This window comes from Lentzea tibetensis (genome assembly GCF_007845675.1).
Classification (GTDB): domain Bacteria; phylum Actinomycetota; class Actinomycetes; order Mycobacteriales; family Pseudonocardiaceae; genus Lentzea; species Lentzea tibetensis.
The window spans coordinates 1-15,419 of record NZ_VOBR01000007.1 but is presented as its reverse complement, the minus strand read 5'-3'; the positions used below and the strand labels follow the sequence as shown (position 1 = coordinate 15,419).

The window sequence follows — 15,419 nt, the reverse complement described above, 5'->3', positions numbered from 1 at the left end:
AGAGAAGTACCCGCGGCCGGTTGTGGCGCGGTTGTGGAGATCAGGAACGGCAGCGGTCGTGTGAGTACAGGTGGCTGTCCGGGAACTGCGACGCGGTCAGCACCCGCCCGACGACGATCACCGCGGTCCGCTTGATCCCCGCCGCCTCGACCTGGGCCGCGATGTCGGCCAGCGTGCCGCGCAGGATCACCTCGTCGTCACGGCTGGCGTACGCGACGACGGCGACCGGGCAGTCCGGGCCGTAGTTCGGGACCAGCTCCTCGACGATCGCACCGATCCGCTGCACGGCCAGGTGCAGCACCATCGTCGCCCGCGACGCACCGAGCGTGGCCAGGTCCTCGCCTTCGGGCATGGGCGTGGCGCGCTGCGAGGTGCGGGTCAGCACGACCGTCTGCCCGACGCCGGGCACGGTCAGCTCCCGCTGCAACGACGCCGCGGCCGCCGCGAAGGCCGGCACACCGGGCGTCACGTCGTAGGGCACACCGGCGGTGTCGAGGCGGCGCATCTGCTCGGCCATCGCGCTGAACACGGACGGGTCGCCCGAGTGCAGCCGCGCCACGTCGTGCCCGGCCTCGTGCGCCGCCAGCAGCTCGCCGACGATCTCGTCGAGCGTCAGGTTCGCCGTGTCGACGACCCGCGCCCCGTCGGGGCAGAACGCCAGCAGCTCCCGCGGCACCAGCGCACCCGCGTACAGGCACACCGGGGAGGACGCGATGAGGTCGCGGCCGCGCACGGTGATCAGGTCCGCGGCGCCGGGCCCCGCGCCGATGAAGTGCACCGTCACTTGGTCACGCTCCAGGTCGTCACGGGCATGTGCGGGCGCCAGCCGGTGAACCCGCCGACCGCCGAACCGCGGCTCACGGACACCCGCACCAGCGAGCCGCCGAGTTTGGAGTACCAGGACGCGACCACGGCCTCGGACTCCAGCGTCACCGCGTTCACCACCAGCCGGCCGCCGGGTTTCAAGGCGGCCCAGCAGGTTTCCACGACGCCCTGCACGGTCAGGCCGCCGCCGATGAACACCGCGTCCGGCGCGTCCAGGTCCTTCAACGCCTCGGGCGCACGTCCCACGCACACCGCTACACCCGGCACGCCGAGCGCGGAAGTGTTGTGGCGCAACCGTTCCGCCCGTTCGACCGACTGCTCGATCGCGATGGCGCGGCACGACGGGTGCGTGCGCGACCACTCGATCGCGATCGAACCGGCACCCGCGCCGACGTCCCACAGCAGCTGACCGGGCAACGGCGCCAGCGTCGACAGCGACACCGCGCGCACCTCGCGCTTGGTGATCTGGCCGTCGTGGTCGAACGCGTCGTCCGGCAGTCCTGGCACGCGCGACAGGCCTTCACCGGCGTACTCGAAAGCGATGACGTGCAACGGATCGACGGGCGATCCGTCCCACTGGGACACTCGCTCGGCAGGCCCGCCGAGCTGTTCCAGCACGGTGATCGGCCCGGCCAGCGCGGCGACCTCGGCGGGGTCACCGCCGAGCACGAGCACCCGGCGTCCGGGCTGCAGCTCCGGACGCAGCAGGTCGACCGGCCGTCCGACCAGCGACACGACCGAGACGGCGTCGAGCGCCCAGCCCAGCCGCGCGCACGCCAGCGACGCCGACGACGGGTGCGGGATCACCCGGACCCGCGCGGAACCGAGCAACCGCACCAGGGTCGTGCCGATGCCGTGGAACATGGGGTCGCCGCTGGCCAGCACGCACACGTCCGAGTGCCGCTCAAGCAGACCGGGCAGCGCGGGCAGCAGCGGCGACGGCCACTCCACCCGTTCGAACGAGCCGGGCACGAGCGAGAGCTGCCGCGCCGACCCCATCAGCACCGAACGCGACGAGATCGCCTCGCGGGCCACCGGCGACAGGCCGTCCCAGCCGTCCGCGCCGATGCCGACGACGAGAACGTCAGACGGTGCCGAGTACACGCGACACCTTGATCTCGATGACGACCCGCTGCGGGTTGACCCTGGGCGTGCGGTAGCGCTCCGCGTACCGGCGCTCCGCGTCCGCGACGGACGAGGCGTCCTCCAGCACCACCGCGGGTCCCTCCAAAGTCGACCAGCGCCGACCGTCCACCTGGCACACCGAGGCGTACCCGCCGGACCGCACGTGCCGCACCTTCCGCGAGGACGCGAAGGTGATGACCCGCGCGACCCCGGCCTCGGCGTCCACGGTGACGCCGACCGGCACGACGTGCGGGGTGCCGTCCGCGCGCAACGTCGTCAGCGTGCACAGGTGCCGCTCGGTCCAGAACTGGGAGAACTCGGTGCCACGATCGATCACGCCGACGAGTCTCGCACTTCGTTCAGGTAGTTGTAGATCGTGTAGCGGGTCACGTCCAACACACCCGCGAGGTGGTCGACCGAGTCGCGGATCAGGAAGAAACCGGCCTCGTCCAGCACCTTCACCACGCGCAACTTGTGCACCTTCTTCATCAACGACACCGGAACGCCCACGTCCGCGACGGCTTTCTCGACCAGCACGCGCTGCAGCGTGTCGACGTCCTGCGGGAACGACTCCACCGGCGCGACGGCCGAGTGCGCGGCGAGCCGGTTCACGCAGAGGCACCCGATCGCGACACCCGCGTCGTCGCGCACGAACACCGTCGACGACCTGATGGCCCTGCCGTCGGGCGCGTACGTCTCGTAGTCGGTCAGGTCCTGGGTCGTGCCGCGGCGGACCAGGCCGAGCAGCAGGTCGGTCATCGGACCGTCGACGGTCCGCCCGGTGAGCGACCCCGCGATCGCCACGATCGAGTTCGGCAGGCGGCCCAGGTCGTGCAGCACCACCTCGGTGTCCGGGCCGAGCGCGAGCGCCATCGAGTTCACCGTCGGGACCAGCGCGGACAGCGCGCTGGCGACCGCGGGGCGCGGTGCCAGCGACCGCAGCGCGGACCGCACCCGTTCCAGGGTGGCCGTCGTGGTCGTGGCGTGCGGTGAGAGCCGGACGTGCTCGGGCCGCACGGTCGCCGTGACGCCCTCGGCGACCAGCGCGTCACCGATCACGGCCGCGGCGGTCTCCGGCATCGAGAACGCGAAGATCCCGGAACGGCCCGCGGACTCGACGACACCTCCGCAGGACTGGACGACCTCGCCCAGCTCACCGACCAGCGAGGCGATCCGCGACTCGATCGCGGGCACCCCGGCGAGCTCGACCAGCTCGAGCGCCTGCGCGAACGCGCCGGACACCACCGGCGAGAGGTTCGTGATGGACCACGACGCCGCGTCGGGTGCCGGGTCGTGCACCGAGTTGTCGAACAGACCGGCGTCCACGGCACCGGTCCAGCCGGACAGCACCGGCGACAGGCGTTCGAGCGCCCGGTCGGACAGCACCACGAACCCGGTCGACCAGCCCGCGCGCAGCCACTTCTGGCCGCCGACGACCAGCACGTCCGCCGCGTCCCACGGTTCGTCGACGACGCCGAAGCCCTGGATGCCGTCCACGACCAGCAGGCGGTCGCCGACGACGGACCGCAACGCGGCGAGGTCGGCTCGGTAGCCGGTGCGGAAGTCCACGGCGGACACCGAGACCGCCGTGACGTCGTCAGTCAACGCCGCACGCACCGCGTCGGCCGTGACCGGGCCGGCCGGGAGTTGCACGCACGGCAACCCGGCGCGCACCCACGGATAGGTGTTCGACGGGAACTCGCCCGCGGAGAACAGCACCGAGCCGGTGAGGCCGAACGCGGCCTGGAACAGCCCGGTGCTGGTGTTCGGTGTCAGCACCACGTGGTCGGTGTCGGTGCCGCACAACCGCGCCACCGCAGCCTTGACCCGCGTCTCCTCCCGCATCAGCGTGTCCACGGTGGACGGCCCGGCGAGCGAGGACTCCTCCAGCAGCCGCGCGGTCGTCGAGACGACGGTGTGCGACGGCGGCCCGAAGCGGGCGAAGTCGAGGTACCCCTCCGGCTCCTGGAACTGACCGAGGTACGACGGGGAGATCGGCAACTCAGTACACCTTTGCGAGGAACTGTTGGGTACGCGGCTGCTGAGGATTGTCCAGCACCTGCGACGGCGGACCGGTCTCGACGACGGCGCCGTCCACCATGAAGGCCACCTGGTCCGCCACCGACCGCGCGAACCCGATCTCGTGCGTCACCACGATCATCGTCATGCCGTCGCGGGCGAGGCCGACCATCACGTCCAGCACCTCGCCCACCAGCTCGGGGTCCAGCGCGGACGTCGGCTCGTCGAACAGCATCAGCTTCGGCTCCATCGCGAGAGCCCGCGCGATCGCCACGCGCTGCTGCTGCCCGCCGGACAGCTGCCGCGGGTACGACAACGCCTTGTCCGACAGGCCCACGCGGTCGAGGAGCGCCATGGCGTCGGCGCGCGCGGCGGCGCGGTCGAGCCCGAGCACCCGCACCGGGCCCTCGGTCACGTTCTCCAGCGCGGTGCGGTGCGGGAACAGGTTGAACCGCTGGAAAACCATGCCGATGTCGCGCCGCTGCCGCGCGACCTCGCGTTCCCGCAGCTCGTAGAGCTTGCCGTGGGCCTGCCGGAACCCGACGGGCACGCCGTCGACCCAGATCCGGCCGGCATCGATGGTCTCCAGGTGGTTCACGCAGCGCAGGAACGTGCTCTTCCCGGCACCGGACGGGCCGAGCAGGCACACGACCTCGCCCCGGTCGACCGCGAGGTCGACGCCCTTGAGCACCTCGGTGTGCCCGAACGACTTGCGGACTCCGACGGCCTCAACCAGCGCGGCCATACGCACGCTCCAAGTAGTGCTGACCGATCGACGCGATGCTGACCAGCACCATGTACCAGGCAGCGGCGGCGAGCAGGGTCTCCATGACCTCGAGGTTCCGCGACGCGATGTTGTTCGCCGCGTGGATCAGCTCCAGGAAGCCGATGACCGACGCCATCGAGGTGCCCTTGAGCATGTTGATGAAGTTGTTCCCGGTCGGCGGGATGATCACCCGCATGGCCTGCGGCAGCACGACCCGCCGCAACGTCAGCGCGGGCGTCATGCCGATCGACTTGGCCGCCTCGACCTGGCCGGAGTCGACGCTGGTCAGGCCGGCGCGGACGATCTCGGCCATGTAGGCGCTCTCGTTGAGCCCCAGCCCGAGCAGCGCGGCGACGAACGCGGTGATCAGGACGTTCGTCTTCTCCTCGAACAGCATCGGGATCGAGATGTGCTCGAACACCAGCGCCAGGTTGAACCACACGAGGATCTGGAGCAGCACCGGCAGGCCGCGGAACAGCCAGATGTAGCCGACGGCGAACCAGCGGGCGACCGGGTTCACCGAGATCCGCATCAGCGCGATCACCACACCGAGCGCGATCGCGCCCACCTGCGCCAGCACGGCGAGCACGATCGTGTTGAGCAGGCCGCGGATCATCGTCTCGTGGGTGAAGAACTCCGGGACGTCCTCCCAGATGATCTGCGCGTCCACGAACGCGAGCACGATGCCGACCACCACGGCGAGGATCAGCACGCCGCTGACCCAGCGCCCGTAGTGGCGGAGCGGAACTACCTCGAGGTCACTTGCCATTGACCGTGACCTTGGCGATCGCGCCCTGCTCGACGTCCCAGTTCTTCAGGATCTTGCCGTAGGTGCCGTCGTCGACGAGCGCCTGGAGCGCACCCTGGATCGCGGCCGTGAGCTGCGCGTTGTCCTTGTTGACGCCGATGCCGTACGGGCCGCCGTTGATCGGCGCGCCGGGCACGACCTGGAAGTACTTGCCGTCGCCCGCGGTCTTGGAGATGTACACGGCGGTCGGCAGGTCGTTGAGGATCGCGGCCACGCGGCCGGTGCGCAGCTGGTTCTGGTTGCCGGTGTCGCTGTCGGTCACGGTCAGCGTCACCTCGCCCTTGCCTGCCGCGGTGCACTTGCCGCTCTGCTCCTTGGCGTAGGCCTCCTGGCTGGTGCCGAGGTTGACCGCGACGCTCTTGCCGCACAGGTCGTCCGGGCCCTTGATGCCCGCCGGGTTGTCCTTCTGCACCATGATCGTGATGCCGGACGTGAAGTAGTCGACGAAGTCGATCTTCTGCTGGCGCTCGGCGGTGTCGTTCATCGCCGCCATGGTCACGTCGATGCGCCCCGACTGGAGCGACGTGATCAGCGAGCTGAACACCATGTCGGAGTACTCGGTCTTGAGCCCGAGCTTGGCCGCGATCGCGTTTGCGAGGTCGACCTCTGAGCCCATCGGCGTCTTGCCGTCCTGCGCGTAGAAGTTGTTCGGCGGGTTCTGGACGTTCGACCCGACGCGCAGCTTGCCGGTCGACGCGATGGCGGGCGGCACCTTGGCCGCGAGCGCGTCGTCCTTGGCCACGGCGGGCGCGGACGGCGGGGTCGATGCGGGAGCTGCGCCGTCCTGCGCTGATCCACATCCAGCGAGCAGGGACGCCGCCACGGCGGTCACGAGAAGCGATCGGGTCAGCAGCATGGCCGGACGGTACAACGTGGAGTTGAAGGAGTCCACAAAAAGTTGAAGCAACCCCCTAGCGCACCCCCTACGCCCTCCCTAACTTTGTGTGGAAACTGTTTTCCACCAACACGGGTTGTCCCGCGACTCCCTCGATGCAGGAATGGAGAAAACCGCCAAACGAGAAGGGGAAGTTGGCGATGGCGATGCCCACACCCTCCGCGCACTCCTGCCCCGACACCGACGTGCTGGTCGTCGGCCACGGACCCGTCGGCCAGGTGCTCGGCATACTTCTCGCACAACGCGGCTGGCTCACCACCGTCGTTGATCCCAGCTCCGCCGCGACCTCCATTCCCAGTGTCATCGGGTTCGACAGCGAGACCATGCGCGTACTCGCCAGCGCCGGACTCGGAACGCGACTGCGGCAAATAGGCGTACCGGCCATCTGTCTCGAATTCGAGAATGCCACGCTGCGATTCTCACAACCGAAGCGGTGGGCGTGCCTCACGCTGTTCCACCAACCCGCGCTGCAGGCCGCGCTCGCCGACCGGGAGCGGAAGCTGCCGAACCTCACCGTGGTGCGCGGCGTCGAGGCGGCGCTGCTCGTCGACCGGGGCGGCTACGCCGAGGTCGTCGCGGGTGGCGACGTGATCACGGCGTCCTGGGTCGTCGGCTGCGACGGCATGCACAGCTTCCACCACGAGACGGACCGCTGGCGCTCCGGCCGCATCCTGCTCGCGGGCGACTCGGCGAACCTGGCGCCGCTGCTCGCGGGACCTGGCATGTGCGCGGGCATCCGCGACTCGTCCAACCTGGCGTGGAAGCTCGACCTGGTGCTCCGCGACCGCGCGAACGAGGCGCTGCTGGACAGCTACGCCGTCGAGCGGCAGAACCCGCGCAGGCTCTCGTCCGGCGTGGTCCACCCGGCGACCGGTGATCACACCGGACAGCTGTTGCCGCAGGCCAGCGTGGCGACGGCGGACCAGCGCGGCGCGTTGGACGACGTCGTCGGACGCGGGTTCGTGCTCATGTCGACGGCGCCGCCGAAGGAGGTGCTGACCGACCGGCTGCGGGCGTTCCTGCACGACATCGACGCCCACGTCGTGCAGCTCCTGCCAGCGGGAACGCCGCTCGACCAGGCGGGCGGCGGCACCGTGGTCGACGTCGACGACGTGTACCTGCCGTACCTCGCCGAGGCCGGTGAGATCGGTGCGCTCGTGCGGCCGGACTTCTACCTGTTCGGCACCGCGCACGACGAGTGCGATCTGGCCGATCTCGTGGACGACCTGCGCGAGCAGTTATTCCGGCGCCGATTCCGGCCGCGTCCGATCGAGTGAACTCATAAATTCGTTCGAACCTTCGGCCGTTCAAAAGCCGTGCGGACGAGCGTGACCTTGATCGGACGAGCGGACCAACTTGCCCAACTCGAACGCATGGGAGCGGACTGCCTTTCCGGAAACGGCCGGGTCGCTCTGGTGAGCGGCCCGGTCGGTTGCGGAAAGACGGAGTTGATTCACACCTTTGCCGAGAAAGCGTCAAAAGACGGACTGCGGTTCCAGAAGGCCACCTGCTCGCCGGCCGAACGACTGCTTCCGCTCGGTGTCATCAGTCAGCTGCTGCCGGCCACACCGGACCGGATCGCCCGGCTCGTGGGCAACGGGCTGACCGAGCTCGACCCCAGCGTCGCCGAGCACGCGATGGTGCTGCACGACGTCAGCCGCGCGCTGACGGACCTCGCCGAGGAGCGTCCGCTGCTGATCGGCGTCGACGACGTCCAGCACGCCGACGCCCCGTCGCTGGACTGCCTGTTGTACCTGGCCAGACGGGTCGGCACGGCCCGCGTCCTGCTCGTGCTGACCGAGATCGACCAGCCCCGCACGCCGTTCCACTCCGAGCTGTTGCGCGAACGGCACTGCCGCCGCATCCGGCTCGCCGCGCTGTCCCGGCGCGAGACCGGCCAGCTCGCCGCGCACCTCGCCGACGACGTGCACCAGCTCAGCGGCGGGAACCCGCTGCTCGCGCACGCGCTGCTGGAGGACCACGACACGACCCGCCGGTTCTTCGGGCCCGCGTTCCGCGAGGACCTGCTGGCGTGCGTGCACCGCAGCGACCCCGCCGTCGTCGCGCTCGCCGCCGGACTCGCGGTGCTGGGCGAGGACCCGTCGCCGACGCTGCTCGCCCAACTCACCGGGGTGGACGTGCTGGACGTGCCGCGCACGGTGCACGCCATGGAGTCGGCGGGCCTGCTCGCCGACGGCTGGTTCCGGCACCCCGCGTCGGCGTCCGTCGTTCTCGACGACCTCTCCCGGAGTGAGCTGGGGGAACTCCACCTGCGCGCGGCGCGGCTGCTGCACGACCAGGGCGCGCCGGCCATCGACATCGCGCGGCACCTCGCCGCGGCGGACCGTCCGCTCGCGGCGTGGGCGGCGCCCGTCCTGCACGAGGCGGCTGAGCACGCGCTGCGCGAGGGTGACGTCGAGCAGGCCGTGCTGCACCTCGAACGGGCCGTGCGCACCGGTACCGACGACAAGCAGCGGGCGTCGATCCGGTCCCGGCTCGCCCGCGTGGAATGGCGCACCAGCCCGGCCACCGCGGCACGGCACTTCCCCGCGTTGCTCGCCGCTTCGCGCGAAGGACTGCTCGGATGCTGGGACACCGTGTCGCTGATGCGCCAGATGCTGTGGCACGGCCGCTTCACCGAGGCCGCGGAAGCACTCGAACGGACGCGTGCGTCCAGGTCGGTTCCGCAGGCCGTCGAGCTGTGGCTGGCCTGCTGCTACCCCCGGCTGGCCGATCGGACCGGTGCCGCGGAGCCGCCGGGCACGCTCACCGCCGACCCGTGGGCGCGCGCGACGACCGCGCTGGCGCAGGTGCTGACCGGCCGGTGCGGCGAGGAGGCGGTCGTCACCGCCGAGCAGATCCTGCAGGGCGCGCGGGCGAACGGCGTGTCCGACTACCGCGTCGCCGCGCTGCTGGCGCTCGTCTACGCCGACCGGCTCGACACGGCCGCGACGTGGTGCGACCGGCTGCTCGCCGCGGCCGAGGGCAAGCGGGCGGACACGTTGCGGGCCACGCTGTCCGGCACCCGCGCGGAGATCTCGGTGCGCCAGGGTGACCTGCGCGAGGCGGCGCGGTACGCCGACACCGCGCTCACCACGCTCGACGCCCAGGGCTGGGGCACGAACCTCGGCTTCCCGCTGAGCTGCGCGCTGCTCGCCGCCACGTACTCCGGGCGGCTGGACGACGCCGCGCGGCTCGTCGAACTGCCCGTGCCGGAGACGATGTTCGAGACGCGCGCGGGCGTGCACTACCTGTACGCGCGCGGGCAGCACCACCTCGCGACCGGGCGGCAGCACGCCGCGCTGGCCGACTTCCTCGTCGTGGGCGAGCTGGTGAGCTCGTGGCGGCTCGACGCGCCGGGCTTCGTGCCGTGGCGGACCGGCGCGGCCGAAGCGTGGCTGCGCCAGGACATGCCAGATCGGGCGCGCTCGCTGGCGTTCGAACAGCTGGACATCACCGGCGAGGGCCCGTCGCGGGCGCGCGGCGCGGCACTGCGGATCCTCGCCGCGTGCGAGGACCCGACGCGCAGACCGGCGCTGCTGGCCGAGGCCGCCGAGGTGCTGGAGCTGTGCGGCGACCGCTACGAGCTGGCGCGCGCGTCGGGTGAGCTCAGCCGCGCCCACCACGCGCTCGGCGACCAGCGGCGCGCGCGGATGGTGCTGCGCAGGGCGTGGCACATCGCGAAGGAGTGCGACGCGCTGCCGTTGTGCCGCGAGCTCCTGCCGGACGAGGAACCGCACGCGGCCTGCGGTGCGGACGCGCTGTCCGGCGCGGAACGCCGGGTGGCCGCGCTGGCCGCGACCGGGCACACCAACAGGGAGATCGCGGACAAGCTGTTCATCACCCCCAGCACCGTCGAGCAGCACCTCACCCGCGTGTACCGGAAGCTCAACGTCAAGGACCGGACCGACCTGCCCACCGACATGGCCAGCAGCGCCTAGGGAATTCTTGTTGGCTGTCGTCCGTTGGACCGGACAGCCGACATAGGAGGAACGCAGATGGCCACGGTGGACCTGACCACGGAGAACTTCGATGAGGTGGTCGGCGGGTCCGGCATCGTCCTGGTCGACTTCTGGGCGTCGTGGTGCGGCCCGTGCCGCCAGTTCGCGCCGATCTTCGAGGACGCCTCCGAGCAGCACGAGGACCTGGTGTTCGGCAAGGTCGACACCGAGGACCAGCAGCAGCTCGCCGGCGCGTTCGGCATCCGGTCGATCCCGACGCTGATGATCGTGCGCGAGGGCGTGGTGCTGTACTCGCAGCCCGGCGCACTCCCCGCGCCCGCACTGGAGGACCTGATCAAGCAGGCGCGCGACGTCGACATGGCCGAGGTGCACGAGAAGGTGAAGCAGGCCCAGGAAGCCCAGTGACCTCGCGGTGACGGAGTAAACGCTCGCGGCTGCGGGTAGCCGACGTGCATGAACCACGACACGTCGACCGCGCAGCTGGTGAACCAGCTGTCCGAGCAGGTGAGCAGGCTCACCCGCGACGAGATCAGGCTCGCCGTGGCGGAGCTGAAGCACAAGGGCAAACACGTTGGCGCCGGCGCCGGCCTCTTCGGCGGAGCCGGCGTCTTCGCGTGGTGGGGCGGCCTGAGCGTCGTCGCCGGGCTGATCATGCTGCTGGCCACGGTGCTCGCGGCGTGGATCGCGGCGTTCATCGTCGCGGGCGCGCTGCTCCTGGTCGCGGGTGTGCTGGCACTCGTCGGACGCTCGCAGGTCAAACAGGGCACTCCCCCGGTTCCGCGCGAAGCGGTCGAGAGCGTCAAGCAGGACATCACCGCGATCCGTGAAGGAGCCCACCGATGACCACCCCGGAAGACGAGCTGCGCGAGGACATCGAACGCACCCGCAAGCAGCTCGGTGAGACCGTGGAAGCGTTGGCGCACAAGATGGACGTGCCCGGTCGTGTCAAGGAGAAGGCGCACGAGACGACCGCCAGGATGACCGCGGCCACCGACCACGCCGTCGAGCAGCTGCCGGAACCCGTCGCCGTGCAGATCGAGAAAGCGCGCAGGCATCCGGCCGCGGTCGCCGCCGTGCTGGGCGCGATCGTGATGCTGCTGTGGATCCTGTCCAGGAGGTCCCGATGACGAAGCTCTTGTACCGACCACTGGGATTGCTCTTCGGCGTGCTCGGCGGGCTGGCCGCGTCGGCAGTTTTCGGCCAGGTGTGGAAATTCATAAGCGGTGAAAAAGAAGCACCCAGCGCGACGATGCGCAACGGGACGTGGACAGAGGTCTTGCTGGCAGCAACGTTGCAGGGCGCAATATTCGGCCTGGTCAAGGCTGTCATCGATCGCGGCGGCGCCACAGGTTTCGACAAGTTGACAGGTGAATGGCCGGGCGACGAGGAGGATTGAGTCCTCTACGGACGGTGTGCGAATTGCGCCAATCGAGACGCAAAGGTACACACCAATCGGTTCGCGACATACTCTGGCCCGGTCGACTCCGGGAGGCTGAAGATGACGCGACAACTGAACGCTCGCGCATTGTCTTCCAGATTCGAGCCCATCACGGGCCCGGTCCCCGGCGCGCTGGGCGTCGTGAACTACACCGGCACCACGTTCAACCCTGAGTCACGCGGCGGCCACGCCACCCTCAACGTCCACCTCGTCGACGAGCCCGCCAACAGCTTCGCCGAGGTGTGGGCGACGCCCCGGCCGGTCGAGTCGGGTGAGCACAAGGCCATCGCGTTCTCGCACGACGGCGAGTACCTGTTCTGCGCGGGCCGCATCCCGCCGTGCAACGAGCACACCTACGCCGCCCGCCTCGCGTTCCGCGCGGCGCTGGAGCTGGCGGGCGCGCTCGGCTACCACCACGTGTTCCGGATGTGGAACTTCCTCGAGGACCTCACCCCGCGCACCTACCAGGACTTCCTGCTCGGCCAGGCCGAGGCGTTCGCGAAGCGGCCGGTGACGTGGAGCGGCCTGCCGACGGCGACCGCGATCAAGTCGCTCGGCGGCGGCACCGCGTTTCACCTGCTCGCGTGCCGCACCGGGGTGCCGGTGACGATCATCGCGCCGACCGGCGCGCGCGGCACGTTCCTGCACGACCGGCTGTACTTCTCGGCGTCGTCGCTGGACGACGTCGAGCACCTGATCAGCAAGATCAACCTGCGGGACTGGGGCATCGACCGCGGGTACGAGCTGACCGACATCACGTCGTTGAAGGTCTACGTGCGGCACCCGGACCAGATGGCGTCGGTGCAGTACGACTGCGAGTCGCGCCTGCTGGCGGAGACCGACGTGGCCTACCTCCACGCCGGACTGCTGCACTCGGACCGGACCGCAGAGTTCGAAGGTGTGGCAGGTTGAAAATGAAACTACTCTGGGCGGCATGCCACAGCCAGACGGTGCTGAGCTCGACGCCATCAGGTCACGACGAGCCGAACTGAAGTCGCGTTACCTCCAGCCGCGGACCGGTCGGCCCGCGACCCCGGTCCGCGGCGTGCACCACCTCGCCCTGATCTGCAAGGACGTCGAGGAGACGATCCGCTTCTACCAGGAGTTCCTGGGCTTCCCGCTCGTGGAGCTCGTGGAGAACCGCGACTACCGCGGTTCCAGTCACTTCTTCTTCGACATCGGTAACCGGAACCTGCTGGGGTTCTTCGACTTCCCCGGCCATGAGCACCCGGACTACTCGGAGACCATCGGCGCGGTGCAGCACCTCGCGCTGTCCGTCTCTTCGGACCACTTCGACCAGATCAAGTCGAAGCTGGATTCCGCGGGTGTGGAGTACCTCGGCCCGGATCGCGGCGTCGAGGACAGCCTGTACATCCGCGACCCCAACGGTGTAGGTGTTGAGTTCTACCGCGAAGAGCTCGGGGTGTTCGAAGGCGAGCACCTGGTCGACTGAAACGGAGTCGCACGTGGCGCAGGAAGTCAAGGGCGTCATCGCCCGAGGCAAGGGTCAGCCGGTCGAGCTCACGACGGTGCTGGTCCCCGACCCGGGACCGGGCGAGGCGGTCGTGCGCGTGCAGGCGTGCGGGGTCTGCCACACCGACCTGCACTACCGCGAGGGCGGCATCAACGACGACTTCCCGTTCCTGCTCGGCCACGAGGCGGCGGGCGTCGTCGAACAGGTCGGCGCCGGCGTCACCGACCTCGAGCCGGGCGACTTCGTCGTCCTCAACTGGCGCGCCGTGTGCGGCTCGTGCCGGGCTTGCCGCCGCGGCAAGCCCTGGTACTGCTTCTCGACGTTCAACGCCTCCCAGCCGATGACCCTGTCCGACGGCACCGCCCTGTCCCCCGCACTGGGCATCGGCGCCTTCGCAGAGAAAACTCTCGTCCACTCAGGACAGTGCACAAAGGTCTCACCCGCAGCCCGCGCCGCCGCAGTCGGCCTCCTGGGTTGCGGCGTCATGGCCGGCGTGGGCGCGGCCGTGAACACCGGCGGCGTCTCACGCGGCGACTCGGTGGCCGTGATCGGCTGCGGCGGCGTGGGCGACGGCGCCATCGCGGGCGCCCGCATAGCAGGCGCCGCGAAGATCATCGCGGTGGACATGGACCCGCGAAAACTGGAGTGGGCCAAGGGTTTCGGCGCAACCCACACGATCGACGCCCGCTCGGCAGACGTGGTGTCCGCGATCCAGGACCTCACCGAAGGCTTCGGCGCCGACGTGGTGATCGATGCTGTAGGCCGCCCGGAGACGTGGAAGCAGGCGTTCTACGCCCGAGACCTGGCAGGCACTGTGGTTCTCGTCGGCGTCCCCACCCCCGACATGCAACTCGAGATGCCCCTGATCGACTTCTTCTCGCGCGGCGGCTCGCTGAAGTCCTCGTGGTACGGCGACTGCCTGCCCACCCGCGACTTCCCCATGCTCGTGGACCTGTACCAGCAGGGCCGCTTCGACCTGGACGCGTTCGTCAGCGAGGAGATCGCACTCGACCAGGTCGAGGCCGCGTTCGACAAGATGCACAAGGGCGAGGTACTACGTTCCGTGGTGGTCTTCTGATGCGAGTCGACCACACCGTCACGTCCGGCACCTTCTCGCTGGACGGCGAAACCTTCGACGTGGACAACAACGTCTGGGTGCTGGGCGACGACAACGAGTGCGTGGTGATCGACGCCCCGCACTCGGTACCCGCGATCCTGGACGTGATCGGCCCCCGCAGGGTGGTAGCCATCCTGGCGACCCACGCCCACGACGACCACATCCGCTTCGCTCCGGAACTGTCCGACGCCACCGGCGCCCCCATCCTGCTGCACCCCGACGACCTGGTGCTGTGGAACATGACCCACCCCAGCGAGCAACCGGGCGAACTGTCCGACGGCCAGGTCATCCCAGTCGGCACCGTAGAGGTGCACGTCCTGCACACGCCGGGCCACGCGCCGGGCGCGTGCTGCTTCCACGTGCCCGACATGGGTCTCTTGTTCACCGGCGACACGCTGTTTTCCGGTGGTCCCGGTGCTACTGGGCGCTCCTACTCGGACCGGCCCACCATCGAGCGGTCCATCAAGGAGCGGTTGTTCACCCTGCCGCCGGACACCGTGGTCCACACCGGACACGGCGCCAGCACGACGATCGGAGCGGAGCTCTTCTAGCCCCGCTCAGGTTGCGGTAGCGGTGTCTCGTCCGGCCTGGGTTGCGGGTCCGACGAGGCACCTGCTTCCAGTCTCATCGGCGCTCGTGTCCGAGGTGTCGCTTGGCTGCCGGTTCTCGGTGGTGCTGGGGTCTTTGCCTGGCTGCCGGTTCTCGTCGGGGCCGGGTTCTTTGCCTGGCTGCCGGTTTCGCCGGGGCTCGGGTCTTTGCCTGGCTGCCGGTTCTCGTCGGGGCTCGGGTCCCTGCTTGGCTGCTGGTTTTTCTTGGGGCCGGGGTCTGATGCTTACTGCGCTTCGGTGTTTCGCTGTCGTGGCTTGCGTCGCGCCTTCGGCGCAGCGATTGGGCCTTGACTTGGGGCCCCTCGCGGCGTGGTGGGGCCGGCTCCGCCGGCAGGAAGAGCACCTGCCGGCCCGATAGGGGTACCACGCCGCACCCCAAGTC

Annotated in this window: 17 protein-coding genes; 10 read left to right on the top strand and 7 right to left on the bottom strand. The window is 69.9% G+C overall.

Annotated features, from left to right (window positions below):
- Positions 1-40: 40 nt before the first annotated feature.
- From cobM to FKR81_RS12410, 7 genes are read right to left on the bottom strand one after another with little or no spacing between them, the layout of a single operon-like run.
- A complete protein-coding gene (gene cobM, locus FKR81_RS12440; RefSeq protein WP_146351270.1) occupies positions 41-784 on the bottom strand; it encodes a precorrin-4 C(11)-methyltransferase in 744 nt (247 codons plus the stop codon).
- Complete coding sequence (gene cbiE, locus FKR81_RS12435) at positions 781-1,929, bottom strand: precorrin-6y C5,15-methyltransferase (decarboxylating) subunit CbiE (protein WP_146351268.1); 1,149 nt, start codon at positions 1,927-1,929, stop codon at positions 781-783. Before cbiE ends, cobM begins: the two co-directional genes overlap by 4 nt.
- Positions 1,910-2,287, bottom strand: a complete 378-nt coding sequence (locus FKR81_RS12430; RefSeq protein WP_146351265.1) for a PPOX class F420-dependent oxidoreductase — start codon at positions 2,285-2,287, stop codon at positions 1,910-1,912. Before FKR81_RS12430 ends, cbiE begins: the two co-directional genes overlap by 20 nt.
- Complete coding sequence (locus tag FKR81_RS12425; protein WP_146351264.1) at positions 2,284-3,951, bottom strand: aminotransferase class V-fold PLP-dependent enzyme; 1,668 nt, start codon at positions 3,949-3,951, stop codon at positions 2,284-2,286. The genes FKR81_RS12430 and FKR81_RS12425 overlap by 4 nt, the downstream gene beginning before the upstream one ends.
- A 1-nt stretch (position 3,952) precedes the next feature.
- Entirely contained in the window at positions 3,953-4,714 is a 762-nt protein-coding gene (locus FKR81_RS12420) for an amino acid ABC transporter ATP-binding protein (protein WP_146351262.1), read from the bottom strand.
- Complete coding sequence (locus tag FKR81_RS12415; RefSeq protein WP_146351260.1) at positions 4,698-5,504, bottom strand: amino acid ABC transporter permease; 807 nt, start codon at positions 5,502-5,504, stop codon at positions 4,698-4,700. Before FKR81_RS12415 ends, FKR81_RS12420 begins: the two co-directional genes overlap by 17 nt.
- A complete protein-coding gene (locus FKR81_RS12410; protein ID WP_146351258.1) occupies positions 5,494-6,399 on the bottom strand; it encodes an ABC transporter substrate-binding protein in 906 nt (301 codons plus the stop codon). Before FKR81_RS12410 ends, FKR81_RS12415 begins: the two co-directional genes overlap by 11 nt.
- 179 nt (positions 6,400-6,578) lie before the next feature.
- On the opposite strand from FKR81_RS12410, the gene FKR81_RS12405 reads away from it, so the two are divergent.
- From FKR81_RS12405 to FKR81_RS12360, 10 genes are all read left to right on the top strand, one after another.
- Entirely contained in the window at positions 6,579-7,715 is a 1,137-nt protein-coding gene (locus tag FKR81_RS12405) for an FAD-dependent monooxygenase (protein ID WP_222598245.1), read from the top strand.
- Positions 7,716-7,754: 39 nt separating this feature from the next.
- Positions 7,755-10,379, top strand: coding sequence for a helix-turn-helix transcriptional regulator (locus FKR81_RS12400; RefSeq protein WP_328593139.1), 2,625 nt, complete (start codon positions 7,755-7,757; stop codon positions 10,377-10,379).
- Positions 10,380-10,436: 57 nt separating this feature from the next.
- A complete protein-coding gene (gene trxA, locus FKR81_RS12395) occupies positions 10,437-10,805 on the top strand; it encodes a thioredoxin (protein WP_146351255.1) in 369 nt (122 codons plus the stop codon).
- 48 nt (positions 10,806-10,853) lie between these two features.
- Complete coding sequence (locus tag FKR81_RS12390) at positions 10,854-11,243, top strand: phage holin family protein (protein WP_146351253.1); 390 nt, start codon at positions 10,854-10,856, stop codon at positions 11,241-11,243.
- Positions 11,240-11,527: a DUF3618 domain-containing protein gene (locus FKR81_RS12385; RefSeq protein ID WP_146351251.1), complete on the top strand. Its 288-nt coding sequence runs from the start codon at positions 11,240-11,242 to the stop codon at positions 11,525-11,527. Before FKR81_RS12390 ends, FKR81_RS12385 begins: the two co-directional genes overlap by 4 nt.
- A complete protein-coding gene (locus FKR81_RS12380; protein WP_146351250.1) occupies positions 11,524-11,796 on the top strand; it encodes a DUF4235 domain-containing protein in 273 nt (90 codons plus the stop codon). Before FKR81_RS12385 ends, FKR81_RS12380 begins: the two co-directional genes overlap by 4 nt.
- Before the next feature lie 129 nt (positions 11,797-11,925).
- Complete coding sequence (locus tag FKR81_RS12375; RefSeq protein ID WP_146351248.1) at positions 11,926-12,750, top strand: chorismate transformation enzyme, FkbO/Hyg5 family; 825 nt, start codon at positions 11,926-11,928, stop codon at positions 12,748-12,750.
- 22 nt (positions 12,751-12,772) lie between these two features.
- Positions 12,773-13,291 (top strand): VOC family protein, encoded by a 519-nt coding sequence (locus FKR81_RS12370; protein ID WP_146351246.1) that lies wholly within the window; start codon positions 12,773-12,775, stop codon positions 13,289-13,291.
- Between the two features lie 13 nt (positions 13,292-13,304).
- Complete coding sequence (locus FKR81_RS12365; RefSeq protein ID WP_146351244.1) at positions 13,305-14,390, top strand: S-(hydroxymethyl)mycothiol dehydrogenase; 1,086 nt, start codon at positions 13,305-13,307, stop codon at positions 14,388-14,390.
- A complete protein-coding gene (locus tag FKR81_RS12360) occupies positions 14,390-14,980 on the top strand; it encodes an MBL fold metallo-hydrolase (protein WP_146351242.1) in 591 nt (196 codons plus the stop codon). Before FKR81_RS12365 ends, FKR81_RS12360 begins: the two co-directional genes overlap by 1 nt.
- Positions 14,981-15,419 lie beyond the last annotated feature (439 nt).

Coding starts and splice junctions, on each gene's coding strand:
- FKR81_RS12360 (WP_146351242.1), top strand. CDS start 14,390: ATGCGAGTCGACCACACCGTCACGTCCGGCACCTTCTCGCTGGACGGC.
- FKR81_RS12420 (WP_146351262.1), bottom strand. CDS start 4,714: ATGGCCGCGCTGGTTGAGGCCGTCGGAGTCCGCAAGTCGTTCGGGCAC.
- FKR81_RS12415 (WP_146351260.1), bottom strand. CDS start 5,504: ATGGCAAGTGACCTCGAGGTAGTTCCGCTCCGCCACTACGGGCGCTGG.
- FKR81_RS12405 (WP_222598245.1), top strand. CDS start 6,579: ATGGCGATGCCCACACCCTCCGCGCACTCCTGCCCCGACACCGACGTG.
- FKR81_RS12370 (WP_146351246.1), top strand. CDS start 12,773: ATGCCACAGCCAGACGGTGCTGAGCTCGACGCCATCAGGTCACGACGA.
- FKR81_RS12390 (WP_146351253.1), top strand. CDS start 10,854: ATGAACCACGACACGTCGACCGCGCAGCTGGTGAACCAGCTGTCCGAG.
- FKR81_RS12380 (WP_146351250.1), top strand. CDS start 11,524: ATGACGAAGCTCTTGTACCGACCACTGGGATTGCTCTTCGGCGTGCTC.
- FKR81_RS12385 (WP_146351251.1), top strand. CDS start 11,240: ATGACCACCCCGGAAGACGAGCTGCGCGAGGACATCGAACGCACCCGC.
- trxA (WP_146351255.1), top strand. CDS start 10,437: ATGGCCACGGTGGACCTGACCACGGAGAACTTCGATGAGGTGGTCGGC.
- FKR81_RS12410 (WP_146351258.1), bottom strand. CDS start 6,399: ATGCTGCTGACCCGATCGCTTCTCGTGACCGCCGTGGCGGCGTCCCTG.